This window comes from Empedobacter sp. R132-2 (assembly GCF_030324375.1).
Classification (GTDB): Bacteria; Bacteroidota; Bacteroidia; order Flavobacteriales; family Weeksellaceae; genus Empedobacter; species Empedobacter falsenii_B.
Map to the genome: position 1 here is coordinate 42,218 of NZ_JACAGG010000016.1, position 25,077 is coordinate 67,294.

Genomic DNA, 25,077 nt, shown 5'->3' on the forward strand with positions numbered 1-25,077 from the left:
TACATATTTATGGATGTCCAAGAGTTTGCAAAAGATACTAAAGACGATATCAAAGAGATTGTTTTAGAGAGATTAAAAAATCCTTTGATTAATTTTTATTTATTTTTTTTAGTTATATATAATTGGGATATAATATTGTATACATCCTTTTCAGGTTCAACTATTGAACTTAAAATAGATTGTATTAGACAAATGTATCATAATTCTGATATTTGGTGGATATTTAATTGGAGGTTTGTAGCAGCATTAATATATTCAATTATTTCATTGTTTTTATTTCAATTACTATCACTTTTAATTGAAATATTTTATAATAAATTAATTTTTAGGCGTTATGTAATATTTTGTAAATTAGAACAAGAGAAAGCTATTGAATACAGAAATGTTATAAATGCTCGTACAGCTAATAAAAAGATTGAAGATTTAGAAAGAGAAAATAAAACTTTAAAAGATTTAATAGAAACTAAAGATTTAGAATATTCAAAATTTGTAGAAGATAACTTAAAAAAAGCTAAAAATGATAAATTAGAAAGAGATATTTTATCAATAATATTACAAGAATTTACATATAATTCTATAAGTGATATAAATTTAGCAGATAAAATATTAAATTTTATTAATTCAAATAATAACTTTACAAAGAAACAATTCTACAATGGAATAAAAGATTTATTAGATTTATATTTTATAAATGACCTAGAATACAATCAGGATAAAGAATTCAATAATTTTAAAAATAAATTAGCTGAAAATACTGAAAGTTTAATTAAATACCTGGAAATCCAAGATTTAATTAAAATTAATAAATCATTATATGATAGTACAGGAAAAATTTATTATAATTAATAGCAAACGCCACTCTAGTTGATTAGCTTTTGTTATTTTATGGAAAACCGTAATTAATATTATATAGAATATTGTAAATTTGGTAAATAAATTAATTGAAATGAGATACATTTTACTTTTATTGATGTTGGTTTCAATCAACATAAATGCTCAAAGCTTTCGTTTAAATTCTTCAGGATTTGTCAATTCAGAAGATAATACAAAAGATTATGTTGTTTTAGACTTTCCAAATCAATCTCAATCTGAATTGTTTTCAAAAGCAATGATTTTTGTGACGAAATATTATAAATCAGCGAAGGACGTTATAAGCAAAGTTGATAATGAAACTATATCTATTAATGCCATTTCATCCCACGATATACCGCGAAATTCAATTCATTATTATCAAAATAGATATATTATTGTTTTATCTTTTAAAGATGGGAAAATAAAAGTTGACGCCCCGAATGTTAGTTTGACACGATATACAGACGGGCAATTAAGAACATTGTATATCTATCGCGAGAAAGGAGATATCCTAGAGTATAATCTTGGAATATTTGGAAAAAATGAAAAGCTTAGATATCCTAAATCGAAAGAAGCTTTAGAATCATTTGCGAACCGTTTTTTAGATGATCTTAAAAAAAATATACTAGGTGATTCATCTACGAATGATGATTGGTAAATAACCACAATAAACCCCAATTTGCAAATCAAGTTGGGGTTTATTAATTTTGTAAACATGCAAGCCAATCAATCTGTAAATACCAAAAAAGGACGTAACGAAAATCTTATTGCCGATCGCAATAAGCTTTTGACTGCGCGCTTTTATTTTTACAGTTCTTTAAATGGTTTAAAGTTCTCTAAATGCTTAGAAAACTTAGAGAAAGAATTCTTTTTATCTCAATCTCGTATTGCTGATTTATTGGCGGCTCACACAGACTATATCTGTCATTTAGAAACTGAGAATTACACGACAACTACGTTAAAAGATTACTTTCCGTTTATGAATTGGAGCTATCATCATGGAAAGATGTCTCAAACTGGATTACAGTTGTTTTTAGACCTTGCCTAAGTGTTTCATTTCGCATCGATTTTCGTTCGAATGGATAAAATTCTTCGTTTCCGAAACCTTGTAATTTCTTGTACACCTTTTGGCGTAATCGCAAAAATTCTAATCCTTGACTTCTAATTTCTTTTGGAGCTAAACTATTTGTTTCTGTAATTGCTTTAGTGACAATCGTTAATTTGATAGTTGCTCTTACTTCTTGTAATAATCGACTGATATTGTTTGTTGTTGGATAATCTATCGACACTAAAATAGCAGGATAGCCAATTGGAGGAACTTCAACCATTAATTGTCCAAAGTCTAAATCACTAAACTTTATCTCTTTGATTTCATCTAATTTTTCTAAAATTAGCTCGTATAATATTTCCTCCATTATTTGAATATTTTTTTAAGTTCTAAAACTGATGCACGACGTAAACGTGCTTTTAAATAAGGCGAATCTTTGTCGCCACCAATGTATTGACGCTTTGGTATATTTTGATGAATCGTACGTTGATGTTCTTTTACCTGTTGCGTTTTTCCGTTTTTCATTTTGCGAGTAAATGCTCTTACATTCTGGTCAACTTTTCCACGAAAACCAAAATTGTGAGCACGTGCATAAGGTGTATCAGCACCTCCAGCTCCGATGTAAACCATATTATTTGTAATTCGAATTACTCGAACACTTCGTTTTAATTGTCCAGTTTTCACCAATAAAGCACGCCCTGTATCATCAGGCTTTCCCCATTTAGTTGGATTTTTTCTCTTATTCCAGACTTGTTGAGATTCTCCACTCCAAGCTTCTTGATCAAAACTATTCAATGAAAAGTTAACTGCTTCTTCTCCTAATATTGGAGGTAGATTTCGGAATGTTTGTGCAAGTCCTTCTTGTATTTTTTTTAGCCTATCTGTTACCATTTAAATAGTGTTTAAAAGGTTTTTAAATCATAATTAAAAATGTTGTATATTTGTACCAACGGGATTTCGATTCTGTGCCCCCTTTGATTTTAGGTTAAAGGCAGTAGGACTTAAGAAATTAAGTCCTACTTTATTTTTAATAGAATTTATCTTTATCAAAAATGTAGATCAACTTTCCTTTATGATCTATAATATAAATTCTTGAAGCTGTAATCTGAAATTCCTTTTTATCAAACAATTCACGCATTTGGGTACTAATCTGTTTTAATGGAATATTATGATTCATTTTAATCACAACATTATTTGATTGCTCCTGGCCATGTTTGATCATTCGACCAAGCTTTGTTTTCTTGAATTTACCTTCATAGCTTTCTAACTCCCAAAAATCAGAACCAACTTTTATATCAGTTACTTTTCCTGCAATTGGTTGCCCTTTAAAATGAAAATCAAAACTCCAATGTTGTGGTAAAATCTCAGGCATTATGTAGGTTTCTTCATTAAAATGTTCATTCAATGTTTTCGCTGCAACTTTTCGATTTTCAAATTCTTGCTTTTGGCGTTCTCTTTCTACTTTACTCTTTGAGAATTTCTCAGCTAAATTGGATACATGAATTCCATTTTCTTCGTAATATTCTAAATCACTTCCTAATTCTTTCGGAGCATTCGCGATATATTTGTTTTCACTTGTAAATACTTCACCAGTTTGCGCAACATTATTTTTAAAAGCTTCAGGAATATCAGGCAAATTGTAATTCTGAGATGGAACGCCATAACGTAACTTTTTAACTGTTGTACGACAATTAAAATGATTCGGCGGGAAATAATATGCTAATACAGGATCATCCACTGAAAATATTAATCCATGTAACGGACTACATATTTCACTTGTATGATCATCCTGTACAACTAAAAATTGAACAAATGGAAAGATGGCTTTATCTCGTTGAATTTCGTACCAAAGTCGGCTCATTTGAGCACCTGCAACAATGGTATTGTATTCTGTTTTAAGATAACGAACCGAATCTCCAATGACTTTTTTTGCTTCATATAAAAAGTCGCTCCAGCTTCTTAATTTACCATTCTCATCTAATAACAAATTGTTAAGACGAACGCAATCATTGTAATTTTTAGCAGCAGAAAATTGCCACATATTTTTGCGCAAAACTTCACGTAAATAAAATTCTGGTGAATCAAAATCAACTTCTCCTAAAATAGAATTTACACCTTGTTCAAAGCGTTCTGCTTGTGTTTTGACAATTGGGCGTGAAACCTTATCTTTTGGTAAATCTTTATCCTTGTAAACTTCCTTTACCGTATCCATCCATTGAGCCGCTAATAAATCAGCCCAATCAGGTTGATTGTCATCAGAATTCAATTGATGAGAATGATTGCAATTTTCATAATCTTTTTCAAGAGCTTTCCAATCCAGCTCCTCGTATAGCGTGAGTTCTATCGAGGAGCTTTGTCGAAAAAATTCTTCAGCTTATTCCAAAAAGATAATTCTTGCGCTTGTACCTTTTTACCTTGAACAGATCTGCTCGTCTTTTTTTGATTCGTTTTTTTTGTTGCTTTTTCTTCTATTGGATCAGTTTCTTCTTCGTCTTCAGGAGTTGGTTCCTCTTCTGTTTCAGGTTTAGCTTTTCTATTTCCTTTTGGTAGTCCAAAATTTTCGAACCAATATTTTTCATCAATACCAGCTTCTGTTCTTTCGTCTACTTCAATTGCAATTTCTAATTGTTCTTTTTTTGATAATGCTTTTTCTTTCTCAGGAAATGAAAACCAACCACCTTTTACAGGATAACCACGTTTTTCAAGAATTGGTAAAAGTTTTTCATTTAAAATCCTTTGAATGTAACGTCTATCAGCTTTGTTGATATCGTTTTCTGTATCGCCGTGTATTTTACCTTGAGAATAACTCGCACCATCTTTTGTTGTCATGGTTTGGCCAATTAATCCAATTAGAATTTGCTCATCACACCATTTTAAAAATCCATCATGTACAACTGCATTTCCTGAAGTTTCACTCCCAATCGTTTTGATGTCTCCATTTTTCGACATGACAATAGAACCCGCAGAACCACGTTTTTGGAAAGCTGATTCCATTTCCTCGCGTCCTTTTTCATCTTCAGGATCGTATAGTCCTGCGAGTTGTGGGATGCCAAATAATTCACAAAATTGCGCATAATCTGCACCTCCATTCCGTTTAAAAATTGCATACGCCATCACTTTCATTGCTAAACCTAAATCATTATCCTTTCCAAGATTCAATAAGAAATCGTTATTCTCATATGAAATACCAACTGTATCAGATTGGTTGATTAAGATTTGCTTTGTTTCTGTATTTAAATGTCGACGGTCAATTAAATTGAACTTATATCCATTTGCAAAATCTAATTCTCCAACAGTTTTCCCTAAAAGAATTGTATTCATTGCTTCTTTTAAAGTTTCCTCAAATTCAGTTGTATCAATGAAATCCATCATTTCTTCAACCTCCTTTCCTTTTGTTTGAAAAACTATATCAGCATTTGTAATGGCACGAACTCGTTTATCCCATGCTTCGAAGAAAACAGGATCAGAATCCATAATCTCTTGAATTAATTCTATCAATGGAGCACGTCGACCTCTGTCTGCTTGTTTCATGGCATTTCGCCATTTCTCAATTCCAACACTACTACGTTGCGGTGGTTTTACAATTAATGTTTGTGATATATTGATTTGTTTACCGCTTTTCTGATTGGCTTTTAATCTATTTTTTCGTGTCATAATTAATAGTAATTAGTTCGTGGTGGGTTAGAATGATATGTGAAACTTGACGCTTTACTATCATCTAATTCTGTTTTTGGTGGTAATGTGGTTGGCATACCTTTGTATACTGCTGTCAACCAATCTACAGCTTGCTGATAACGAAACTTTTTGTCTTCATAATCAATACTTGGATTGGCTAAACCGATTAGTTCCCAAATTGCAATGTCTTTTACAATTTTTAAAAGCAAAGGATTGCGAGCTTTTCCAGTTGTTGCAAAAACAGCTTCAATATCATAATGCTTCATTAATTTTGAGGAAGCATATTCAATTGCCATGTCAATAGAAGCCAAAGCAATTGTTTCGTCGTTTCGTATGATTGCGCCTATTTCTTCTTCATAGGCGTGTGTTTTTAATTCTTCTACAGTTAAATACATAATATATTGTTTTATACACTAAAGATAAATTTCAATGAAATCGTCTGTTATTAATATCTTTTTTGATTATGATGAGCAGTTATAACTATTGGAGGTCCGACATTCTCTTTTGCTTTATGATTAGCACGCCAAACTCCACCTTCTACTGCATCTGGACCATCATCATGAGCCCGTGATTTAATTGAAAGAGCTAAGAATTGATATTCCATTTCTTTCATGTGTGGATTATCTTTTAAAGCTTCATTAAAAATCAATTTATGATTAGAGTTCAATGGTTCTAAACTTGATTCAATACGATAGAATTTTTCAGGCTTTTTACGATCGTCAGCTTTTAAATGAAGTGTAAACCCATGACGCTTATTAGCCTTTTTAATTTCTTCTTTTAACATATCATCAATCCATGGCCACTCAATCCAGAAGTAAACAGGAACTCGATCATTTACCCAATCTAAAATTTCATATTGCCAATCCAACATCTCAGCAGTAGATGTTTGTTTACAGTAGACCTTTAATACGTGATATTCATCTTTCCATCTACCTATTAAAACAGTTGCTTTAAAATCTCCTTTTTGTTTATATGATGGATCGGTGTAAGCTGTTAAATATTTATAGTCCTTTAAAGGACGCATTTTGCCATAATGAAGCTTATCGAAAACTTTTCCTAATATTATAGGATTGTTAAAGTATTCTTTTTGACCTGATGCTTTTGAAATTTTTGATAAAACTCTATCAATATGTTCTTCTGAATTTTTAGACCATGTTGAACGTCCAAATTCATCACGTATATTAACAATTTCAAAATAATCTGATACTTGAATAGCTTTTTTAATACAACAGTTTTCTGCGATAATATTTCCATTCCATATTGTTAATAAAGGATTTGAAATTGAACGAGTACCATAAACAGCTTGCTCGAACCAATCCCATTTTTTATCAATCAAATCAGGATTTCGACATTCTTCGTCCGTATCAAAGTCATCCATAATGATACTGTCAGGACGTAATTCTTCATTACGAGCTCCACGAGGTGCTTGTCCAGCTCCAACAGCAATAAAACGAGAACCTGACTTTGTTGTGAAATCATCACCAGCCCACGAACCATAATTTACTTGATCGCCATAATCATTTCGTAATCGAGGGTTTTTCTCAAAAGCAAGTTTATAAGGTTTCAATAAACGTTCGGCAGCATCTTTTGTAGCAGAAATCATCAATGTAAATCGTTTGCGTCCTGTACAATGCAAATACATCATCACCAAAAACGTTACACCTGTTTTTGATAACTCACGCGACCAAGCATTAGTTAGATAGATTTCAGGGTTCTGAACAGCTCTTTTGATAAATCGCTTATGAAAATCTGTAAACTCTGCTGTACAGTACTTTTCGAAATGGTGTTTCATCCATTCGATTGGATCAGCTTCTAATCGTTTGATTCGTTTTTCTTTTACCTCTTCAGGCTCTGAACTGTCAACGATGTCGGTATTCTGTACGGATTTATAGTATTCGTCCCAAAAGTCAAGAGCTGCTTTATCTTCTCGAGATTTTGTTGTAACAAATGCCATTAGCTTCTTAATTTTTGTTTAATAAATTGATCTACATAATTGGCAAGCAGTTTTGTATCTTCAATATCATTTCGTCGTACAAAGTCTAAGAATTGAGTTAATGAATTAATGATTTCAGGAAGCATTGCTTTAGTTTCTAAATCTTTGATATCTTTTACCAATTGACGACGAACAGAAGCTTCTTTATGATCAGCAAATCGAGAGCCTTCGGGTTTGTTACGAATAAACTCGTTGATTTCGGCTAGTTCATCGTACATCAAAGCCATTTGTTCATCACGCGTTAAAACAATGTTTCGTTTTAACTTCGTCCAATTCCCTTCTTTTTCCCATGCTCGAAGTGTCTTTTCACTCACTCCAGTACGTCGTTTCAATTCTGCAAAATCCGTAACGTTTTCCTTGGTGAATAAAAGCTTCGCAAATTCCTCTTTTTCCTTGCGTTTTTCTGCTGTTAATCTTGCCATTTTCTTCTTATTATGTAGCAAAGTTGGCGTGTAAGCTTCAGCTAATAAATTACTTCACTTATGATACCCTAGAATTTGGGGTATGATACCCTGATTTTTCAGGTATCATAGATTGACTTTTTTTACAGGCGGTTTTTCTAACCAAAATTTGCATCAGAAACGGAATTAGAAAGATGAAAAAATCATATGTATTCAATGATGAATCAAAAAAGAATTCCTACGGTTTTAAAATAAAAACTGATGGGATTGATTTATCAGCAAGATTTAATACGAATCCAATTTGTTTAAACAATCATCAAAACGATACAAAGAATGTATTAGGAAAATGGATTGATGTAGAACAATTACAAGGGTTACTTGTTGGTAAACCTGAATTTGATACAGAGGATTTAGATGGTAAGGAGGTTGTTCGAAAAGTAAACAAAGGAACCATTGTAAGTGTATCTATGGGGATTTTCTTCGAACCTGAAGATATGGTTTATATCGATGGTGAATTATGGTTACTGAAATGTGAACTCTTTGAAGTGTCATTTGTAGCAGTTCCAAGTAACGCAAACTCTGTAACACTTTACAACAAAAAGGATGGTAAACAATATACAGATTCTCAGGTCAAACAATTGACTTTATCAATTAATAATCAACATATCAATATTCAGAATATGAAATTAATAACAACACATTTGCAACTTGCTGATGGAGCAGGTGAAATAGAAGTTTTAAATGCAATTAAAGCATTAGAACTAAAATACTCAACTGAAAACACCCAGTTGAAAACCGAAAAGGCTGAATTAAAAGCGAAATATGATGCAGTCATTGGCAAACAACAAGCTGAATTAAAAGCTTCTTATGAAGCAGAACGAGATCAAGCCGTTAAAGATGGTCGAATTGATGAAGCGGGAAAAGCTCCAATCGATGAAATGGTGCTTAAATCAGGTTACGAAGCTGGTTTGAAATTATTAACAAGTTTGCCTAAACGTACTCCAATTGCTGGTACACTCGAAACTCCTGCTGCGCAACTTGCAGCATTAGAAAAAATGAGTTGGGATGAATTAGACAAAGGCAATCATTTAGGAAAATTGAAAGCTGATAATCCTGACTACTACGCTCAACGTTTCGAACAACAATTCGGAAAAAAACCAAATCAATAATTTTTAAAAATCAAACATGGGATTACAAGTAGAATTTTGGCATGATACCATTCAAGAAAAGTTATTACAGGATAATACTTTCTTACAACATATTGCAGACGTTTCATCTGACAATATTATTAATGGAACAATTGTTCATATTCCACAAGCTGGAGAACCTTCAAAGGTTGTAAAAAATAGAACATTGTTACCTGCTACGGTTTCAGAACGTAAAGATTCAGAGATTTTATATAAAATTGATGAATATACAACTGACCCTGTGCGTATTTCGAATGCGGATACAGTAGAATTAAGTTACGATAAACGTCGTTCAATTTTAGATCAAGATGTTGCTAATTTATCAGAGGAAGTTGCTGAAGGTATGTTAACAAATCTGGTCATTTCTCCAGTTGGAGATAATAATCAATTACCACCAAAAAATATTTTGTTAACTGATGGAAATGAAATTGATGTTACAAGTTCTGATGGTAATTCAACTGTAAAAAGAAAAGCATATTCTTTAAAAGATTTACAACGCATGAAAGCGTTCTTTAAATCTCAAAAAGCTTGGACAGAAGGACAAATGTATTGTTTATTAACTTCTGAAGCTATTGCACAAATGTTTCCTGTTGATTCTCAAGTTGTAGCAACTTACATGGCTGCAACATCAGAAACTGAACGTAGAGCTGGTGTATTATATAAAGTACAAGGCTGGTCTATTTTAGAGCGTTCAAGTGTTTACGTAATGGATTCTACAAGTAAAGAATTTAAAGCATTTGGTGCTGTTGGTGAAGCAACAGATACAGAAGGAAATTTATTCTGGAATAAAAATATGACAGAAAAAGCAATTGGTACTACACAAGCTTTTGAACGTCCAAATGATCCACAATACTATGGAGATATTTATTCTTTCTTAGTAAGAACGGGTGGACGTGCAAGACGTAAAAATTATGAAGGTGTAGCTGTTTTAATGCAAGCACCAGGAGCGTAATGATTTTCTTATTTGCAGGTCATCACAATAAAGATTCAGGAGCAATTGGAAATGGTCTTAAAGAAGCTGACTTAACGAAAGAATTGAGAAACTTAGTTGTTTCTCAGTTCAAAAAGATAGGATTCAAAGATTATCAAATTGATGATGACAATGATACACTCTCACAAGTGTTGAGGAAGATTTCTCCTAAAAGTACTGATATCGTTTTTGATATTCATTTTAACGCATCAGCAAATCCAACTAGTACAGGAACAGAAGTTTTAGTTTCAGACGTTGCTTCTGTAAAATCGAAAAAGTTAGCAGCTGAAATTCTTACTGCTAATGTGGATGTGTTGAATTTGAAATCAAGAGGTTTAAAAACTGAAAGCGAATCAGCACGTGGAAAATTAGCAGTTCTAAACAAAAAAGGTTTAGCTGCTTTGACAGAAGTATGTTTTATCACAAATGCTAAAGATTTAGAGAATTATGAGAAAAACAAAGTACGATTGGCTGAAAAGTATGCTAAAATATTAATTCAATTTAACCAGTAATGAAACCAGAACTACCGCAACCTTTTTCAATTCAAGATATCGAAAAACGCCCTAAAGCGGTAGTTATCTCACTATTAATAGGATTGTTATTAATCACCTGTACAGTTATCGGTTTTCTTTTCGTCCGTAAAGAAGATGATCAGGAACATTGCGAAGCAGAAAAACAGGCATTAATTAAAACCATTCTTGAAGAGCGAAACGACAGAATTCAACTGTACGAAGGGATGATATTTTACAAATCCGAAAACCAATCGCTTCGAGAAGAAATGCAAACAAAAGATTCGATAGTTAGAGATAAAACGGAAGGGTTCGTTAAAAAAATATTGAAATGAAAAATTTGATTACCATATTATTAGTCTTCATCAGTTGTGTTGCAACTGGACTAGCAATTAGAGAATGTCATAAATCGACTGAAAAAGAACAACAATTCAATGATCTTGTGAGTACAGGCGCCAAAGCGACCGTTATAAAAGAATACATCAGAGATTCAATTGAACATGTCGTTTATCAGGATCGAGTCATTCCAGACAATGAAGCTGCAAAGCGTTTAGCACTTTCCAAAAGCTATGCCGACAGTCTTGAAAAAGCGTTAAAAATCTCGCTGAATAAAATAGATCAAGTCACAAAAGTAAACGCTGAGTTGAAAGCAAAAGTTCAATTAAAACCTAATGAAGCTAATAATTTGGTGTATCAAGATAGATGGCTAAAACTTAATTATAATCAAGATAGCAATCAGGTAGCGGTTAATTATGATGTTGGTTTGAACATCGCAAGGTACAGCGACAAATCTTGGTTTTTAGGTAAGAAAACAAATTATATCGATGTCTATTCCGATGATCCAAGAGTTACCATAAAAGGCTTACAAACATTTCGAGTCGAAGAAAAAAAAGAAAGTCCTTTTAGTGTTGGTGTTCAGTTGGGATATGGAATCTATCAGCAAAATAACCAAATCAAAACAACGCCTTATGTTGGTTTAGGGCTCAATCTCAAACTTTTTAATTTTTAGATAATGTCACAAGAAAATATCACTCGCGAGCAGTTAGCTCCAAAAGCATCAGAAATGATGAAAGCACACAATTTACAGGAAGTATATGTGTGTTCGGACAAACAAGGATTTACGGAAAAAGAACGTGCAAACGACCATAGTCGATATTTGTCAGACAAAACAGTTCATCATTTTACTTCAGATTCAGTATTAATTTTTGAAGAAGGAAAAAAAGAATCTGTTAACGAAACTAAAGAAACGAAAACTGACGAAGAGCGTCAACAGTTAGCTGCACGTTACGAAGAGTTGTACGGTAAAAAACCAAATCACTTAACTGGAGTTGAAAAACTAAAAGTTCAAATCCAAGAAAAAGAAACCGAATTAGCTTCTAAATCTGATGAAACAGGTCAAGAAGAAACAGGTTCTTCAGAAGAGTCAAAAGATAATTCTGAACAAAAATCAGAAGAGAATCCAGCTGACCAAAAAGAGGATTAATCAGTGTTTAAACAATATTTAAAACATATTTAAATGGCTACAGTAAAAACATACGGCTTAAAAAAGATTAGTTCAGCAGAAGTTTCAGCAGATGGAACGATGCCAGCGGCATTAGAAGAATTATGTCAAACATATCGTGATTCGTGTGAGTTCACAGAAGATGATCCACAAATTACAGATGAATATTCTGATCAGGAAGATGATCCAATTCAAACATTCGCTATAAAAGGTGCAAAAAGTATCAAGTTATCCACTTTTGATTATTCACCTGAGTTGTTGGTTAAATTGAAAGGGGGAACAGTTGTCAATGGACAATGGGCAGAACCAGCAGTTATGCCTGAGATTTATCAAGCAATCGAATTATTGACTAACACAGATTTACCATTTCATTTCCCGAAATGTCGTGTAATTGCGAAGTTTAATACCAAGTTGGTGAAAAATGGATTGTCATTGTTAGAAATCACATTGCGTCCTCAATCACCTGGTCCAGGAAAGCCAGCAGTTTTAATTGGTAAGAAAACGCCTTAATGGATTTCAAACTTGAAGAAAGAGCTGCGAATATTATATTAAAAAGAGGTGTCAAAGTGCCAGTCACGGCACCTCTTTTTTTACGCTTATTCGGAAAGAAAAAAATAAATCTCGTGGTGAAAGCTCTTTCCATTTACACCTTAAAACGAGTAGCTGTGCATTATTTACAAATGCAAATCAAATCAACTGAAGAAATGACAATTCCTGAAGGGTTTGAAATCATCCAACTTCATGATAAAGCAGTAAGTAAGATAATCGCTGAATCAATTTTAAATAATCGTTGGTTGAAGTTTTTAGTTCCATTTGTAGCTTATTGGCTTCGTGGAGGACTTCAAGCAACAGAATTATTTTCATTGTTTCAATTGGTTATTGTTTATGGCGGGATTCAGGATTTTATCAATACTATCAGATTAACAGAGGCGACACGGATAACGATGCCAATGAATCTGAGTCAGAAGGAGACAACGAGTTAACAAGCGAAAGCTTCCATAGCGTTGCAGGTTTTGTTTGGATGGTAGCAAAAGAAACAGGTTGGTCGAAAAACGAAATCATCTACAATACAAGTTTTGCTGCTTTGCAATTAATGATTGCTGATGCACCAAAAACATCTTACAAAAAGAAAGGAAAAGAAGAATTCGAATCCGATGAGGATTTAGCAAATTGGTTAGGAGCCGAATAGAACAAAAAAAATATGAGTGATTTAGACCCAATAGAATTAGGCATAGCAATTAATTCGGAAGAGTTAATGCAAGACTTTCAAAAGCTGATGGCTTCGTCTGAGCAATTGGATAAGTCACTAGAAAACACAAAACGAAAGTTTAACGAATTTGTACAAGCTCAATTAACTGGAAACGGCACGTTGAGTGAAAATGCTAAATTAACAGAAGCACAATCTAATGCTATAAAAAGACATGCTGAAGCTTTGGTTTGGTTAAAGGAACAAGTTGCAAATACTTTTGATCCAACACAGCTAAAAGTGTATGAATATCAAATTCAGCAAGCTGAAAAAGCAATTAAAACGATTATTGATTCAGCCAATCAACGTGTTGAATTAATGGATCAAGCGCAACTTGAAGCTGCAAATAATAAATTGGTTGAAGCAGGTAAATTGATTGATCAAATATCTGATAAAACATTTACGCCCAATTTCGCAAGTCCTGAAGAATTGGAAGTTTTATCGGAACATATTAATGCAGCCGAAAACGAAATGGATCAGTTGGGCGTTGTGATAGATTTTGTATCAAATAAATTAGCAGACATCGATCCAGCTTCATCTGAGTTTGCAGAATTAGCAAATGATATTAATGCAGCGAATGAAATGTTAGGGCGTGCGCCAGCAATTTATGATGCTACAGGAAATAGTATCGATCAAATGAATGATGCTTTAAAAGAATTTCAAGCACAATTATCTACAGAAACTGATCCTGCTAAAGTTCAAATATTAAATCAAAATATAGAAAACCTTCAAAACTCTATCAAAGCACTTAAAAATGCAGGACGAACAGGTTTTGATGAGTTTGGAAATAAAATAGTTGAGCAAAAAGAAACGACTGTACAATTGCAAACTGAATTAGAAAAATTAATTCAGGATATGGCAAAGTTGCGTTTAGAAAATGAACAAGGTTCTGAAAGTTATCAAGCATTAAAACAACGTGCAATTGAAATACGTTCATCATTAGCTGGAGTTAATCAAGAAATCAATGCGAGTGCTTCAGTATCGGCTAATCTTGATACTTTAGTACGTGCTACTACAGCAATCACAGCTGGATTCTCTATGGCACAAGGAGCGGCTGCTTTATTTGGTTCTGAAAATGAAAATGTACAGCAAACTATTGCAAAAGTAACGTCTGTAATGGCTATTCTGCAAGGTTTACAACAAATTCAAATTGAATTAAAGCGATCTGATTCTGTTGTTACAACAGGACAAATTGCGCTGCAACGATTGTATGCAATTGTTGTAGGAAATTCAACTGGAGCTTTGAAAGCTTTTCGTATTGCATTGGCTGCAACAGGAGTTGGTGCTTTTATTCTATTACTTGGTGCACTTATTTCAAATTGGGACGAAGTCAAAAAAGCTATTGGTTTAACTTCAGACGAATTGGAAAGTAATATTGAAGTGGGTAAAAAAGCCAATGATTTATATGCCAAAAAAATATCACTTCTTCAGTATTTAGTAAAGCAAAATAAAGAGACAACTTTATCAGAACGTCAGAAAAAGCAAGCTGTATCTGATTTCAACAAAGAACTTGGCGATACGTTAGGAAGAGTTAAAGATTATGCTGAACTTGAATCAAAAATTATTGCTCGTGCACCTGAATATGTAAACTATATGCAGATTAAAGCACAGGCTGACGCTGCTTATATTTTAAGTCTTGAAAAGCAAAAAGTTTTGTTAGAGCAAATTACAGCATTATCTACTGGAGACTTAGCTTGGTACGAAAAAATTAACCAAACTATTGAAAAATGGGATGTTTCAACCAATAACTTTTTTGGTGGTAAAAAGAAATTAAAAACAAATATTTCTAATGAAGAGATTCTGAATTTTTTAAACTATCCAACAAAAGAACAGGCTTTGAAAGCTGTAAAAGGAGCTGGTTATGATCAGGTGACGATTAAGTATGTTGCAGATATGTATAAACAGCAAGTTGACGGTAATAAGTTGCTTAATACATCAATGGATTTAATGGGTAAAGCAAGTGATGCTGCGGATAAATTAAAGATTGTTACAGGTAAAGGAGTTTCTGCTGAAATAGAAGCAGCCGAAAAACAATTAGAGATTGCAAAAGCTCGAGGCAAAAATACTGATGCCTTAGAACGCTCTATTCTCAATAAAAAGATAGCTTTTTATAAAAATGATAAAGCTGAGTTTGAAAAATGGACGCAAGCAAAGGCTGTTTTTGAAGCAGGAGTAGCAAAAAAACGTGATGATAAATCGGAAGAAGCTCGCAAAAAGAAAGAAGCTGAAGAGAAAAAAGCTATTGAAGAAGCCAAACGTTTGAAAGATGAACAGTTAAGTGTTTTACAAGAAATCGCAGACACAGAAAGGGATATTCATAAGCAAACCTTAGATCAAAATACTCGCGAAATTGAAGATATAAAGGATAAGTATAATAAACTACGAGAGGAAGCTAAAAAAGCTAAACTTGGTTCTCAGGTTCTCATCAAAATTGATACACTTGAAAAAACCGAAACCTCAAATGTTACTTATACTCAAGGCACTGATGAACTCTTAAAACAACTCGAAAAAGAAAAAGAAATTTTTATTGCTTTTGAACAGCTTAAAACAAAAGTCGGAGCTGAAGAGATTACAAAACAGTATCAGAACCAAATGATAGGTTTTGAAACATTTTCTGAACGTATTCAATCTGAAATTGACAAAATATTGTCTAAACCAGTTGAACAACGAAATAATTTAGAATCAGCTCGATTAAAAGCATTACTTGATTTACAAGAAAAACAAAAAAAAGAAGAAAAAGAAACTGGAGATCAGAAATACTTAGCGGCTTATGAGGCTACATTGATTTATCAAGATAAAATAAAGCAAATAAATATTGACTATTTAGCGACTATAAAACAGTTAGAAAAAGAAAATGATACCCAAATAAAAACTGCTAAACTTCAAGAGGCTGAACGTATTAAAAATGCAAAAATAAATGCTGCAAAAGCTGAAGCAAATGAATCATTGGATATATGGAGAAACTTGTCTTCAGATTTAACAGGTATTTCCCAGAAAGAACTTGATGTTAGAATAGCTTCAATTGAAGAGTATTATAAATTAAGTAAAGATTCATTAACAGAAGAGCAACAAATATATGTTAAGTCAGAATTAGAGAAAGCAAAGAATGTAAAAGGACGCTCAGAACTTGAAACAAGAGAAAAAGTCGCATTAGAAAAGAAGAAGAAAATTCTTGATGAAATTGCAAAGTATCAAAACAAAAACAATGAATTAGTTGCTCAAGAGCAACAGTCACTTGAAGAAGTTAATCAAGAACTGGAGAGTGTTCAATTGGAGAAAATGCAAAAAGTTGTCAAAGGATTCGAAATTGTATCAGAAATATCTGGTGCATTAGCCGATGCTTTTGCTGATTCCAATGAAGAACTTTCTCAGATTATGAAAACAATTTCTGAATTAGCAGATGATGTTGGTAAAGTTGTAAATGCTTTTATGAAATCTATTGTTGATGGTATTGTTGCATTAGTCGCTGCTTTGGTGAAATGGATTGGTAAATTATTCTCAATGGGTAAACGTGCTCGTGAATCTCGTAGAAAAGCAATTGAAGAACTTAAAAAATGGCAAGCTGAAATCATTGCTCAACAGTTGGAATACAATAAAACTTTACGGGATCGTGAATTGATTGAAACTCGAATAAATGATCTTTATGTCTCTCGTGTTCAAAATATCCGTGAAGAAATGGAGGCTTTGAAGAAAAATAAAGCTTCAGTCATGGATGATATGGATAGGATTTGGAAACGTTTACTTGGTTCTGAAACTATTTACGATAAAACCTTTAAGAAAAAAGGAGGTTTTCTTGGTTTTGCTAAAAAAACCAAAGTAGTTGATCATTATGATTCAGTAGCTAATTTACTTGGAATAGATAAAGACACTCAGATAACAGATGAACTATTTGCTAAACTTGAAAAGTTAAACGCGATGAAACCTTTAACAGGTGATGCAAAAGAAGCCTATGAACAATTGAAGAAATTGAAAGAAGAGTATGGTTCTATCGACGATGCTTTACGTCAATTGGAAATAGATTTGAAAAACGCTGTAACAGGTACGACTTCTCAATCCATTGCAGATTCAATTATTGAAGGGATTAAATCGGGTAAAAAGTCTTTCGCTGATTTCGCTGATGATATAGAAGGTTTCCTTCGTAATGCAATATTAGCTGGTATGTCTGCCAAAGTTCTTGAGCCTGAAATGCAAAAGCTTCAGGATTTACTTTATGAAATGATGGGCGATGGTGTTTTATCTGAAGAAGAACGTAAACAATGGCAAGAAATGTATTTGAAGCTTGCACAAGATGCGCAACAATACATGGACATGATGAATCAAGCAGGCATAAATATGACAGGTTCTGTTTCCTCTGCAAATTCATTGAAAGGAGCTATAGAGGGAATGTCAGCTGAACAAGCAGATTTGTTGGCTGGTCAATTTGGTGGTTTAAGACTAACACAATTAGAAACAAATAATATTCTGAAAAATGGTGCTGCTCAGCAATTAGCTGCAACAAGTAGAATGATTGAAGTTCTAGGTGCTATCGAAAATAATACAAAACGTACTGCAAATAATACCGAATTATCATTGTCAGAATTAGCGAAAATAAAAGAATTATTGAAGAAAATGGCTGATGATGGTGGTCGTAGTGGTGGAATTCCTTAATAGAAATTATGGCTGATAAAATTAACAATCAAGATTTGAAAGCTTCTTACGGGCTTGCAATTTTAACAGGTCGTGAAAAGTTATTGTCTTATCCTGAACGTAAAGAACCATTAAATTTTGATTGGAACGATCAAAATGGGAACGAGTATCATTTAGGAAAAGTATTTTTTAAAGACAATGAAGTTGTATTACAATGTGCAATTATGGCAAATGATAATGTTGAATTCTGGACGAAATATAATGCTTTTTTCAAAGAGATTTCAAAACCAAATTGGCAGCAGTTGTTCATTGATGATCACGATATGACTTATGATTTTTTCTATAAGTCAGGAAACAATTTTAAACACTCTTTAAAACGCCTTAAAAACGTAGTTAAAGTGTTTGTAAAATTCGATTTAACCATTCAAGTAAAATCAAATGTATTATAATATAAAAAGAAATAATCAAACTATTGCTTCAGTTGTAGCTGAAGGAACTTATACAGCTCAAATTATGGGTGAAGAAGTTGTAAATATGAGTTTTACTCTTTCTGAATCAGTTGAGTTTTTAATTGGTGATTATGTCGAAATCTATGGGCAAAGTTTTATATTAAATCTTGCGCCTGAAGAAGAAAAAATAAGTTCTATTCAATTCAAATATACCTTGCAATTTGAAAGTGTTAAGTATGAGTTAGGGAAAATACAATTGCTTTTTCCTGACTCTTCTGACACACTTTCAATATCTGATTTCTCAGTAATGGGTGATGCAAGAAGAGTTTTAGAATTGATTATTCAAAATGCAAATCGTGTCCAAAATAATTGGAAACTTGGAATTGTAGATGATACAGAAACGAAGAATTTTTCTTTCTCTGCTCATAATCTATTAACGGCATTAACAATGCTTGCTGATGAGTTTGAAAATGAATTTTGGATTGATAAAAACAAAACAATTCATTTTACAACAAAAAAAGAGTTTTCAGGTCTAACGTTACAATATGGGATTCGTAAAGGTTTAAGATCATTGTATCGTTCACGAGTAGATTCATCTAATATTGTTACACGTTTATTCGCTTACGGTTCTGAAAAGAATATTTCAAGTGAGTATCGTAATTATAGCAAGCGTCTAAAAATGGATGTTCCTTATTTGGAAGCAAACGTTGATAAATTTGGAATTATAGAGCATACCGAAATGTTTGACGATGTATATCCAAATCGAAAAGGAAAAGTAACGGCAATAAACCCTGAAAACATCCTTCAATTTACAGATGATGGTTTGGAATTCGATTTGAATTCGTCTGATGTCTTGATTCCGAATACAACTATAAAAGTTACGTTTAATACAGGTCAATTAGCTGGTTATACATTAGAGGTCAAAGAACATGGGTTTAATTTCAATACAAAGACTTTTGAATTACAACCTGCTGAACAAGAAAAAGCGATTACAGTTCCAAGCGAGTTAATGCGTCCAGCTGTTGGGGATGAATATGTCTTAACAGATATTATCATGCCTCTACAATATGTCACAGAAGCTGAAGCAGAATTAAAACGACGCTCAGAAGAATATTTAACAGCGAATTGTTTACCTCGTTTACAATATAATGTGGTATCTGATCCATTCTACTTTGAAGCTCAAAACATAGATATTGTCTTAGGAAAAACTATCAAGATGATTGATGCAGATTTTAATTTAGATGCTGATATCAGAGTAATTGGATTGACAAAGAACTTGCAAGATCAATATGATGTAAGTTTTGATTTAGCAGATGAAGTACAAGTTTCTCGTATTGTTCGCGAGTATTTAGATGATCAGCGATGGGCAAATCAAGTGATTACTCATCAACAAAAAGTTGATCGTAACATTCGACGTAATTATCAATTTACAAGAGAAATTCAAGATAATATTTTTGACACCGATGGTTATTTTGATTCTGATAAAATAAAACCACTATCTATTGAAACTAAAATGTTATCAGTTGCTGCAAGAAGTCAGCAATTTCAAGTACAAGATGTACAGATGAATATTGTTGATAATTCAACAATTCGTAATACGTCAGGGCAAATGGTACATTTTACTATTGCAGACTCTGAAAGAGTTTGGAATATTTTAGCTGCACAAATCAATAATATCTCAGCTGTATTTAATTACATTTATTTGAGATGTCAACGAGATGGAAATCAAGCCAGTTTTTTAATTACTACTGAACAAATAAAATTTGATGCTGATCCAAATTTCTATCATTTTGAATATGGATATCTCTCTTCAATAATGGAAGGATTTCGAAAGATTAAAACATCTTACGGATTCTCAACGATCAATGGTGGCGAAATTACTTCAGGTAAAATATTAGGACAAAACGGTGATTTGTTTATTGATATTGATAATCGAAAAGTTGTTGGTAAAATTGAATTCACATCAGATTCTCCTGCTTTTTCGCAAATTCAAATTAATATTGATCAATCCAAAACTGACAGTATAAATGCATCAAAAGCATATTCTGATGCTCAAGACGAATTGAAGAGAATTCAAACCGAAGCTTATGCCGATGGTAAAGTTACAGCTGCTGAACAACGAGCAATTGACGATGCGACTGCCAAAGCTGAAGCTGCTAAAATTTATGCTGCGGCACAAGATAATTTACTTCGTGTTCAATTGGAAGCGTACGCTGACGGTCAAATAACAGCTGAGGAGCAACAACGTATCCAACAAATGCAAGATAATTTAGCGGCTGCAAAATCCTATGCAGAAGCACAGGCTAATTTAGCTAAAATTGCTGCTAATGCTTATGCTGATGGTGTTATTGATGAAGAAGAAGCAAGAGCGATAGCCGATGCGACTGCGAAAATGGAAATTGCGAAACAACACGCACAGGGGTTGGTAAATAACATTCAAATTGGTGGAAGAAATTTGTTAAAAAACTCAAATGTACCGATGCATAAAGATGCTGGAGAGTTAAAATATAACCTAGGAGGTTACAGTTTATATGGAAAAATTTTATCTGGCAAACAATACACTTTGGTTGTTAATTTAGTTAATTGGGACGGTGGTTATATAGGTGTTTTATTGAATAATGGGGATGTTTTGTCGTGGGATTGGAAAACATCAACTGATGGTACTTATATTTTGAAATTTACAGCAACTAACGACGCTACGGGGATTATTTTTTACCATCATTTAGAAGGCGTGTGGACTGGCACTGAAATAGGTAATTCACACGTTAGATGGGCTACACTTTTCGAAGGTGATGTAAAACCTTCACTAGACTGGACTCCAGCGCCTGAAGATGTAGAAGCGAGTATTGAGCAAGCTAAACAAAATAGTATTAACGCGTCTAAAGCATATTCAGATGCACAAGACGAATTAAAACGTATTCAAGCTGAAGCTTATGCAGACGGAAAAGTTACAGCTGCCGAACAAAGAGCAATTGACGATGCTACTGCTAAAATGGAAGCGTCAAAACTATATGCTGCTGCGCAAGATAATTTACTTCGAGTTCAGTTGGAAGCATACGCAGACGGTCAGATTACAGCTGAAGAACAAGAACGTATCCAACAAATGCAAGATAATTTAGCGGCTGCAAAATCCTATGCAGAAGCACAGGCTAATTTAGCTAAAATTGCTGCTAATGCTTATGCTGATGGTGTTATTGATGAAGAAGAAGCAAGAGCGATAGCCGATGCGACTGCGAAAATGGAAATTGCGAAACAACACGCACAGGGGTTGGTAAATAACATTCAAATTGGTGGAAGAAATTTGTTAAAAAACTCAAATGTACCGATGCATAAAGATGCTGGAGAGTTAAAATATAACCTAGGAGGTTACAGTTTATATGGAAAAATTTTATCTGGCAAACAATACACTTTGGTTGTTAATTTAGTTAATTGGGACGGTGGTTATATAGGTGTTTTATTGAATAATGGGGATGTTTTGTCGTGGGATTGGAAAACATCAACTGATGGTACTTATATTTTGAAATTTACAGCAACTAACGACGCTACGGGGATTATTTTTTACCATCATTTAGAAGGCGTGTGGACTGGCACTGAAATAGGTAATTCACACGTTAGATGGGCTACACTTTTCGAAGGTGATGTAAAACCTTCACTAGACTGGACACCAGCGCCAGAAGATGTAGAATCAAGTATTTTGCAAGCTAAGCAATTAGCTGAACAAGCTAATCAAAAAGTTACTGACATTTCAAATGATAATATTCTATCTGCAAGTGAGAAACAACAAATATCAAACGAGTGGAATCGCATAAAATCTGAATATACAAGTAATTATAGTTTAGCAATTAACAACGGAATATCAACCATAAATTTCACTAATAGTTATAATGACTTATTTAATTACATAACGCCATTATTAGTTGATATTTCATCAGATAGTCCAATAGTAGGTGATGTTTTTCGTGCAAAATTCAAAGCGTATTATGACCAGAATATTACACTTGTAGTAACTATAAATGATAAATTACGATTAGGTGTTAATGCGAATACTTCAGCTATTAATCAGGTAAATACAACGATTGAACGTATTAATAAGATCACAAGTTTCTTAGGAACTACGGTAGATAATAATGTGATTGCAACAGGTGTTGCGCTGGTTGGTCAAGGAACGACAGGAACAGGAGGGCTTTCAGGTATTAGAGATAATGGTGACGATTCAATTTTTCTTTTTGCAGGTGCAAACTTTGCCAATCGATATCAAGCACGTTGGACAATGTCACATGGAGGTTTTGAACGTGGATATCATAGCAATGGAATTATTGCTTTCGAGCGTGGATATGATGGAACAAAATGGATTTTCAACATGTATAATGAGACTGGAGCTCCATTGTTTCAATTAGACTCAGTACGTGGATTAGTTCCTGTTAATTACACATCTGAAAGTTGGTCGCGTTCAACGTTATTGAAAACTAACATTACAACAAGAGATTACAATACAGTCAAAAATGATTTAAAAACATTCATTGAAAACAATGTAAATGTAGATTCAACGCGACATATGCCTGACGAGTATTTTCCGTATATCTATTGGGTGTATAAGTATAGTTATACAAATGTGTACATATGTTGGGAATATTATAATGGCACGCATCCAAATAACGCGCAATATGCTAATTATGTTGGTTATAAAACAACTAATTCAACGAGAGTGGATAATATCACGGACGGTTGGTATTTCCGAGCGATAGAAGGCGTTTTTTCAATGCGAGACGGAACAACAGGAAATCAAAAATTTGAACAATATTCAACAGTTTATTATGTTCAGGCAGGTAAAATAGTAGAAACACAAAATTTAAATTATATCAAATAACAATGGAAACAAATCAATTCGAATTAGTGCAGCGTTCAATCACAGAAATACTTTCAGAAAGCATTTCAGAAACGCATCAAGCAATTTACTCATTTAATTATGAAAATGGTCAGAAACCAAAAGCAATCAGTTTCTATGTGTCTGCTAAAGCAGAGTCAAACGACAAGTTGATAACAGGAAGTTATTTTGCGGAGATTGGTCAATTAGATTTCAAAATTTCGAAATCAATTCCAAATTTAGGCGCAACTATCGATCATGTTACAGCTTCTTGTAAGACTATTGTAGATGGTTTTGAAGTAGAATAATTTATCGAATAAAATTCGGTAGAGTGTCCCGTTATTCTAAAAAGCTTTAACGCTGCACTATAAAAGAAAAGGAGGTAAAAGTATCCTCCGACATTTAAAAAAAACTCTCACATTCATTTTAAACTGACGCATCAAAGGTCGTCGGAGGACATAAGTCTTCTGATCCTTTGATGCGTTTATATTTTGATGAATGTGAGAGATGCAAATATATTAATAATTAGAGTAAAAAATGAAAAATTACACACAAAGTCCATTGCCTTTTCAAGGGCAAAAGAGAAAATTTTTAAGCCATATAAAGGAAGTTTTAGTAAATAGTTCAGATAATGCAACTTATGTTGATTTATTTGGAGGTAGTGGTATTCTAAGTCATACTGTAAAACAACTAAAACCTAATGCAAAAGTTATATATAATGATTATGATGATTTCAGCAAACGATTAACAGCAGTTGCTCAAACGAATGTATTACTTGATAAAATTAGAGCAATTACAAACGGATTGCCTAAAGATAAATTAATACCTGAACCGTATAAATTGAAACTATTAGAATTGATTAAAGATGAAGAATGTAGATTGGGATATGTTGATTATATTACTTTATCCAGTTCATTATTATTTAGTGCAAAGTATGTTACTAATTACAATGATTTAGCAAAACAAACCTTTTATAACAATGTACGACAAAGTAATTATGTGACTGATGACTACTTGAATGGGGTAGAAATCGTTCATCAAGATTATAAAGATTTGTTTGATCACTATAAAGATTTGAAAGATGTAGTTTTCTTAGTTGATCCACCATATTTGAGTACTGATTGCTCAACTTACAATAGTAATAATTATTGGAAATTAAAGGATTATTTGAATGTTTTGGACGTATTAGTGAATACAAATTACTTATACTTTACGTCTAATAAAAGCCAAATCGTTGAACTTTGTCAATGGATGGAAGACAGAACCTCAATTGCTGAAGTAAATCCATTTAGTGGCTCTACAACGGTTTGTATCAACACAACGCTTAATCATTCTGCCAAGTATACCGATATGATGTTGTATAAGTTGAATTAAATCTATATTAAAAGCTGTTTAAATCATACTTAAACGGCTTTAATATTTGTGATTTTATTATACATTTCGTTTTGAAATTCTGTACTTTTCGTTTTGCGGATTATATATGAAATATTTTATTCTGATACTTTTTACATTTCTCTTATTTAATTCTTGTGAAAATGAACAGATAATTCACTCTAATTTAATTAAAGAAAGTGAAAAATTTTTCGAAAAAAGAAATATAAATTCTAAAGATTTTAAAACCCTATTTTATATCAAAAAAGGTGATGATTATGCTCATTATGTTTTAAAATATTATAAAGTACCCGTTGTGCATTTTAAATAATTTGAGTTTTTAGATTATTAATATTTCGATTAAAGTATGTTTTATTAATGTACT

General features: G+C 32.8%; 23 protein-coding genes. 16 read left to right on the forward strand and 7 right to left on the reverse strand.

Features of this window, described 5'->3' with window-relative positions; translation table 11 throughout:
- Positions 1-9 precede the first annotated feature (9 nt).
- Positions 10-846, forward strand: a complete 837-nt coding sequence (locus HXZ69_RS08970; protein ID WP_286495730.1) for a hypothetical protein — start codon at positions 10-12, stop codon at positions 844-846.
- Between the two features lie 100 nt (positions 847-946).
- Positions 947-1,510: a DUF4468 domain-containing protein gene (locus HXZ69_RS08975; protein WP_286495731.1), complete on the forward strand. Its 564-nt coding sequence runs from the start codon at positions 947-949 to the stop codon at positions 1,508-1,510.
- A gap of 319 nt (positions 1,511-1,829) precedes the next feature.
- On the opposite strand, the gene HXZ69_RS08980 is transcribed toward HXZ69_RS08975, so the two are convergent.
- The 7 genes from HXZ69_RS08980 to HXZ69_RS09010 all read right to left on the reverse strand — a co-directional run bounded on the left by HXZ69_RS08980 (position 1,830) and on the right by HXZ69_RS09010 (position 7,990).
- Positions 1,830-2,267, reverse strand: a complete 438-nt coding sequence (locus HXZ69_RS08980) for a hypothetical protein (RefSeq protein WP_286486094.1) — start codon at positions 2,265-2,267, stop codon at positions 1,830-1,832.
- Positions 2,267-2,791, reverse strand: coding sequence for a phage virion morphogenesis family protein (locus HXZ69_RS08985; protein ID WP_286495732.1), 525 nt, complete (start codon positions 2,789-2,791; stop codon positions 2,267-2,269). Before HXZ69_RS08985 ends, HXZ69_RS08980 begins: the two co-directional genes overlap by 1 nt.
- Positions 2,792-2,927: 136 nt before the next feature.
- Positions 2,928-4,166: a minor capsid protein gene (locus tag HXZ69_RS08990; RefSeq protein ID WP_286495733.1), complete on the reverse strand. Its 1,239-nt coding sequence runs from the start codon at positions 4,164-4,166 to the stop codon at positions 2,928-2,930.
- 74 nt (positions 4,167-4,240) lie between these two features.
- Positions 4,241-5,554 carry a phage portal protein family protein gene (locus tag HXZ69_RS08995; RefSeq protein WP_286495734.1) on the reverse strand — a complete coding sequence of 438 codons (1,314 nt, stop codon included), beginning with the start codon at positions 5,552-5,554 and terminating at the stop codon, positions 4,241-4,243.
- Positions 5,555-5,556: 2 nt separating this feature from the next.
- Positions 5,557-5,970, reverse strand: coding sequence for a phage protein Gp36 family protein (locus tag HXZ69_RS09000; protein WP_286495735.1), 414 nt, complete (start codon positions 5,968-5,970; stop codon positions 5,557-5,559).
- 50 nt (positions 5,971-6,020) lie between these two features.
- Positions 6,021-7,529, reverse strand: a complete 1,509-nt coding sequence (locus HXZ69_RS09005; RefSeq protein ID WP_286495737.1) for a hypothetical protein — start codon at positions 7,527-7,529, stop codon at positions 6,021-6,023.
- The gene (locus HXZ69_RS09010; protein ID WP_286495739.1) at positions 7,529-7,990 is read right to left on the reverse strand and encodes a MerR family transcriptional regulator; all 462 of its coding nucleotides are present in this window, start codon (positions 7,988-7,990) and stop codon (positions 7,529-7,531) included. Before HXZ69_RS09010 ends, HXZ69_RS09005 begins: the two co-directional genes overlap by 1 nt.
- 173 nt (positions 7,991-8,163) lie before the next feature.
- Between HXZ69_RS09010 and HXZ69_RS09015 the strand changes: the two genes are divergently transcribed.
- The 14 genes from HXZ69_RS09015 (at position 8,164) to HXZ69_RS09080 (ending at position 24,695) form a co-directional block, all read left to right on the forward strand.
- A complete protein-coding gene (locus HXZ69_RS09015) occupies positions 8,164-9,138 on the forward strand; it encodes an HK97 family phage prohead protease (RefSeq protein ID WP_286495741.1) in 975 nt (324 codons plus the stop codon).
- 16 nt (positions 9,139-9,154) lie between these two features.
- Positions 9,155-10,108: a hypothetical protein gene (locus tag HXZ69_RS09020; protein ID WP_286495742.1), complete on the forward strand. Its 954-nt coding sequence runs from the start codon at positions 9,155-9,157 to the stop codon at positions 10,106-10,108.
- On the forward strand, positions 10,108-10,638 hold the full coding sequence (locus HXZ69_RS09025; RefSeq protein ID WP_286495744.1) for an N-acetylmuramoyl-L-alanine amidase: 531 nt from the start codon (positions 10,108-10,110) through the stop codon (positions 10,636-10,638). The genes HXZ69_RS09020 and HXZ69_RS09025 overlap by 1 nt, the downstream gene beginning before the upstream one ends.
- Positions 10,638-10,970 carry a hypothetical protein gene (locus HXZ69_RS09030; RefSeq protein ID WP_280061315.1) on the forward strand — a complete coding sequence of 111 codons (333 nt, stop codon included), beginning with the start codon at positions 10,638-10,640 and terminating at the stop codon, positions 10,968-10,970. Before HXZ69_RS09025 ends, HXZ69_RS09030 begins: the two co-directional genes overlap by 1 nt.
- Positions 10,967-11,644 (forward strand): DUF6808 domain-containing protein, encoded by a 678-nt coding sequence (locus tag HXZ69_RS09035; RefSeq protein WP_286495745.1) that lies wholly within the window; start codon positions 10,967-10,969, stop codon positions 11,642-11,644. The genes HXZ69_RS09030 and HXZ69_RS09035 overlap by 4 nt, the downstream gene beginning before the upstream one ends.
- A gap of 3 nt (positions 11,645-11,647) precedes the next feature.
- Positions 11,648-12,118: a hypothetical protein gene (locus HXZ69_RS09040; protein ID WP_286495746.1), complete on the forward strand. Its 471-nt coding sequence runs from the start codon at positions 11,648-11,650 to the stop codon at positions 12,116-12,118.
- Positions 12,119-12,151: 33 nt separating this feature from the next.
- A complete protein-coding gene (locus HXZ69_RS09045) occupies positions 12,152-12,646 on the forward strand; it encodes a PB1 domain-containing protein (RefSeq protein WP_286495748.1) in 495 nt (164 codons plus the stop codon).
- Positions 12,646-13,119, forward strand: coding sequence for a hypothetical protein (locus tag HXZ69_RS09050; RefSeq protein ID WP_286495750.1), 474 nt, complete (start codon positions 12,646-12,648; stop codon positions 13,117-13,119). The genes HXZ69_RS09045 and HXZ69_RS09050 overlap by 1 nt, the downstream gene beginning before the upstream one ends.
- Positions 13,120-13,157: 38 nt before the next feature.
- Positions 13,158-13,325, forward strand: a complete 168-nt coding sequence (locus tag HXZ69_RS09055; RefSeq protein WP_286486107.1) for a hypothetical protein — start codon at positions 13,158-13,160, stop codon at positions 13,323-13,325.
- 12 nt (positions 13,326-13,337) lie between these two features.
- Complete coding sequence (locus HXZ69_RS09060) at positions 13,338-18,029, forward strand: hypothetical protein (RefSeq protein WP_286495752.1); 4,692 nt, start codon at positions 13,338-13,340, stop codon at positions 18,027-18,029.
- A gap of 8 nt (positions 18,030-18,037) precedes the next feature.
- Positions 18,038-18,457, forward strand: a complete 420-nt coding sequence (locus HXZ69_RS09065) for a hypothetical protein (protein ID WP_280061322.1) — start codon at positions 18,038-18,040, stop codon at positions 18,455-18,457.
- The gene (locus tag HXZ69_RS09070; RefSeq protein WP_286495753.1) at positions 18,447-23,324 is read left to right on the forward strand and encodes a phage tail protein; all 4,878 of its coding nucleotides are present in this window, start codon (positions 18,447-18,449) and stop codon (positions 23,322-23,324) included. Before HXZ69_RS09065 ends, HXZ69_RS09070 begins: the two co-directional genes overlap by 11 nt.
- Positions 23,325-23,326: 2 nt before the next feature.
- Complete coding sequence (locus HXZ69_RS09075) at positions 23,327-23,629, forward strand: hypothetical protein (protein WP_286495754.1); 303 nt, start codon at positions 23,327-23,329, stop codon at positions 23,627-23,629.
- 229 nt (positions 23,630-23,858) lie between these two features.
- Positions 23,859-24,695 carry a DNA adenine methylase gene (locus HXZ69_RS09080; RefSeq protein WP_280061325.1) on the forward strand — a complete coding sequence of 279 codons (837 nt, stop codon included), beginning with the start codon at positions 23,859-23,861 and terminating at the stop codon, positions 24,693-24,695.
- Positions 24,696-25,077 lie beyond the last annotated feature (382 nt).

What these genes read in the sequence shown, in the direction of transcription:
- HXZ69_RS09070 (WP_286495753.1), top strand. Translation starts at nt 18,447, where the DNA reads ATGTATTATAATATAAAAAGAAATAATCAAACTATTGCTTCAGTTGTA.
- HXZ69_RS08995 (WP_286495734.1), bottom strand. Translation starts at nt 5,554, where the DNA reads ATGACACGAAAAAATAGATTAAAAGCCAATCAGAAAAGCGGTAAACAA.
- HXZ69_RS09055 (WP_286486107.1), top strand. Translation starts at nt 13,158, where the DNA reads ATGGTAGCAAAAGAAACAGGTTGGTCGAAAAACGAAATCATCTACAAT.
- HXZ69_RS09015 (WP_286495741.1), top strand. Translation starts at nt 8,164, where the DNA reads ATGAAAAAATCATATGTATTCAATGATGAATCAAAAAAGAATTCCTAC.
- HXZ69_RS09010 (WP_286495739.1), bottom strand. Translation starts at nt 7,990, where the DNA reads ATGGCAAGATTAACAGCAGAAAAACGCAAGGAAAAAGAGGAATTTGCG.
- HXZ69_RS09060 (WP_286495752.1), top strand. Translation starts at nt 13,338, where the DNA reads ATGAGTGATTTAGACCCAATAGAATTAGGCATAGCAATTAATTCGGAA.
- HXZ69_RS08970 (WP_286495730.1), top strand. Translation starts at nt 10, where the DNA reads ATGGATGTCCAAGAGTTTGCAAAAGATACTAAAGACGATATCAAAGAG.
- HXZ69_RS09025 (WP_286495744.1), top strand. Translation starts at nt 10,108, where the DNA reads ATGATTTTCTTATTTGCAGGTCATCACAATAAAGATTCAGGAGCAATT.
- HXZ69_RS09000 (WP_286495735.1), bottom strand. Translation starts at nt 5,970, where the DNA reads ATGTATTTAACTGTAGAAGAATTAAAAACACACGCCTATGAAGAAGAA.
- HXZ69_RS09050 (WP_286495750.1), top strand. Translation starts at nt 12,646, where the DNA reads ATGGATTTCAAACTTGAAGAAAGAGCTGCGAATATTATATTAAAAAGA.
- HXZ69_RS09065 (WP_280061322.1), top strand. Translation starts at nt 18,038, where the DNA reads ATGGCTGATAAAATTAACAATCAAGATTTGAAAGCTTCTTACGGGCTT.
- HXZ69_RS09030 (WP_280061315.1), top strand. Translation starts at nt 10,638, where the DNA reads ATGAAACCAGAACTACCGCAACCTTTTTCAATTCAAGATATCGAAAAA.
- HXZ69_RS08980 (WP_286486094.1), bottom strand. Translation starts at nt 2,267, where the DNA reads ATGGAGGAAATATTATACGAGCTAATTTTAGAAAAATTAGATGAAATC.
- HXZ69_RS09040 (WP_286495746.1), top strand. Translation starts at nt 11,648, where the DNA reads ATGTCACAAGAAAATATCACTCGCGAGCAGTTAGCTCCAAAAGCATCA.
- HXZ69_RS08985 (WP_286495732.1), bottom strand. Translation starts at nt 2,791, where the DNA reads ATGGTAACAGATAGGCTAAAAAAAATACAAGAAGGACTTGCACAAACA.
- HXZ69_RS09020 (WP_286495742.1), top strand. Translation starts at nt 9,155, where the DNA reads ATGGGATTACAAGTAGAATTTTGGCATGATACCATTCAAGAAAAGTTA.
- HXZ69_RS08975 (WP_286495731.1), top strand. Translation starts at nt 947, where the DNA reads ATGAGATACATTTTACTTTTATTGATGTTGGTTTCAATCAACATAAAT.
- HXZ69_RS09075 (WP_286495754.1), top strand. Translation starts at nt 23,327, where the DNA reads ATGGAAACAAATCAATTCGAATTAGTGCAGCGTTCAATCACAGAAATA.
- HXZ69_RS09080 (WP_280061325.1), top strand. Translation starts at nt 23,859, where the DNA reads ATGAAAAATTACACACAAAGTCCATTGCCTTTTCAAGGGCAAAAGAGA.
- HXZ69_RS09035 (WP_286495745.1), top strand. Translation starts at nt 10,967, where the DNA reads ATGAAAAATTTGATTACCATATTATTAGTCTTCATCAGTTGTGTTGCA.
- HXZ69_RS09005 (WP_286495737.1), bottom strand. Translation starts at nt 7,529, where the DNA reads ATGGCATTTGTTACAACAAAATCTCGAGAAGATAAAGCAGCTCTTGAC.
- HXZ69_RS09045 (WP_286495748.1), top strand. Translation starts at nt 12,152, where the DNA reads ATGGCTACAGTAAAAACATACGGCTTAAAAAAGATTAGTTCAGCAGAA.